This window comes from Actinophytocola sp. (genome assembly GCF_045807065.1).
Classification (GTDB): domain Bacteria; phylum Actinomycetota; class Actinomycetes; order Mycobacteriales; family Pseudonocardiaceae; genus Actinophytocola.
The window spans coordinates 1-2,648 of the sequence record NZ_JBJMIE010000021.1; the positions used below are offsets into that span (position 1 = coordinate 1).

1 protein-coding gene is annotated in these 2,648 nt (G+C 74.3%); it reads left to right on the forward strand.

Annotation, left to right across the window (positions count from 1 at the left end; translation table 11 throughout):
• Nucleotides 1–2,648: type I polyketide synthase (locus tag ACJ73U_RS01270; protein ID WP_407775610.1), on the forward strand; the 2,648-nt coding region annotated here is incomplete at both ends.

The following is a 2,648-nucleotide window of genomic DNA, read 5'->3' on the forward strand; positions in this document are numbered from 1 at the left end:
CATCGACGTGGTCGAAGGCCACGGCACCGGTACCAACCTGGGCGACCCCATCGAGGCGCAGGCGCTGCTGGCCACCTACGGCGCGGACCGGCCGGCCGACCGTCCACTGTGGCTCGGTTCCATCAAGTCCAACATGGGGCACGCTATCGCGGCCGCCGGTGTCGGTGGCGTGATCAAGATGGTGCAGGCCATCCGCCACGGCCTGCTGCCCAGGACGTTGCACGTGGACGAGCCGACCCCGCAGGTGGACTGGTCGTCGGGCGGTGTCCGGCTGCTCACCGAGCCGCGCGACTGGCCGGCGACCGAGGGGCCGCGCCGCGCGGGCATCTCGTCGTTCGGCGTCACCGGCACCAACGTGCACGTCATCATCGAGCAGGCCCCGGAGGAAGCCCCGCGGGACGCCGAGCGTCCCGCGGCTCAGGGGCTGCCGGCCGTGCCGTGGCTGCTGGCCGCGCGGTCCGCGGACGGTGTGCGCGGGCAGGCCGCGCGGCTCGCCGCCCACCTGGCCGCGCGGCCCGAGCTGGACCCGGCGGACGTCGCCCACTCGCTGGCCACCACCAGGGCCGCGCTGGAGCACCGCGCGGTCGTCCTCGGCGCGGACCGGACCGAGCTGCTCGACGGGCTGGCCGCCCTGGCCGAGGGCAGGACCGCGCCCGGCGTCGTCACCGGCACCAGCCGGCAGGCCGGCAGGAGTGCCTGGCTGTTCACCGGCCAGGGCGCGCAACGCCTCGGCATGGGCCGCCGGCTGCACGCCACCTTCCCCGAGTTCGCCGCCGCGTTCGACGCGGTGACCGCCGAGCTGGACCGGCACCTGCCGCGCCCCCTCACCGACGTCGTCTGGGGGAGCGACGCGGCGGCCCTGGAACAGACCCAGTTCACGCAGCCGGCCCTGTTCGCCGTCGAGGTCGCCCTGTTCCGCCTGTTCGAGTCCTGGGGTGTCCGCCCGGACCACGTGGCCGGCCACTCCATCGGCGAGCTGGCCGCCGCCCACGTCGCCGACGTGCTCTCCCTGGCCGACGCCGCGGCACTGGTCGCCGCCCGCGGCAGGCTGATGCAGGCGCTGCCGGCCGGCGGCGCGATGGTCGCGATCCAGGCCACCGAGGCCGAGGTCGTCCCGCTGCTCACCGACGACGTCGGCATCGCCGCCGTCAACGCCCCGAACGCCGTCGTGGTCTCCGGCCCCGAACAGTCCGTCGTGGACCTCGCCGCCCAGTTCACCAGGACCAGGCGGCTCGCCGTCAGCCACGCGTTCCACTCCGGGCTCATGGACCCCATGCTCGACGACTTCCGCGCGGTCGCCGCCGGCCTCACCTACGCCGCCCCCGCGATCCCGCTCGTGTCCACGGTCACCGGCCAGCCGATCACCGAGGTCACCGCCGACTACTGGGTGCGGCAGGTCCGCGGCGCGGTCCGGTTCGCCGACGCCGTCACCACCCTGGCCGGCCTCGGCGTCACCCGCTACCTGGAGGTCGGTCCCGACGCCGTCCTCACCGGCATGGCCGGCCAGACCCTCGACACCCCCGCCGCGCTGATCCCCGCGCAGCGCGCGAACCGCGACGAGACCGATGCGGTCCTCGAGGCCCTCGCCGGTCTGCACGTCACCGGCGCCGGCCCCGACTGGGCCGCGATCCTCCCCGGCACGCGGGTCGACCTGCCCACCTACGCGTTCTCCCACCAGCGTTTCTGGCTCAAGCCCGGCGCGAACTCGCGCGACGCCACCGGACTGGGCCTGGTCCCGGTCACGCACAACATGCTGAGCGCCCTGGTCACCCTGCCGGAGTCCGACGAGGTCGTCCTCACCGGCCGGCTCTCCCTGCGCACCCACCCCTGGCTCATCGGCCACACCCTGCTCGGCCGCGTCATCGTGCCGGGCACCGGCTACGTCGAGATGGCCATCGAGGCCGGCAACCAGGTCGGGTGCGACTACCTCGAGGAGATGGTCCTGGAGACGCCGCTGGTCGTGCCCGACGACGGCGGCTGCAACGTCCGCTTCGTCGTCGCCCCACCCGACCAGGCCGGCTACCGCCGCTTCACCGTCTACTCGCGATTCGACGACGCCCCGGCCGAATGGGGCTGGACCCGCAACGCCTCCGGCGCACTCGCCAACACGGCGACCATGCCGCGCCCGACCGTGCCGCAGGAGCGGGCCGAGATGCCCGAGTGGCCGCCCGCGGGCGCACAGCCGATCGAGCTGGGCGACCTGTACGACCGGTTCCTGAAGGAGGGCTACACCTTCGGCCCGCACTTCCGCGGGCTGCGGCACTCCTGGACGCTGAACGAGGAGCTGTACTCCGAGGTCTGGCTGCCCGAGCAGTACGCCGAGGAGACCAAGGAGTTCAACCTCCACCCGGCGCTGCTCGACGCGGCCATGCACGTGCTGATCCTCGGCGCCTCCGAGTACCTCGACGACGTCAGCGTCGCGGTCGGGTTCGCCTGGTCCGGCGTGCACCTGTACGCGACGGGCGCGACCGCGCTGCGGGTGCGGATGATCTCGACCGACGAGTCGGCCGTGGAGATCCTCCTCGCCGACCAGCACGGCCGCCCCGTGGCCCACGTCCGCGCGATGGCCGGCCGCGCCATGTCCCACGAGCAGGCCGACGCCGCCTACCACCGCGGCGTGGACGCCCTCCTCGGCGTCAGCTGGACCC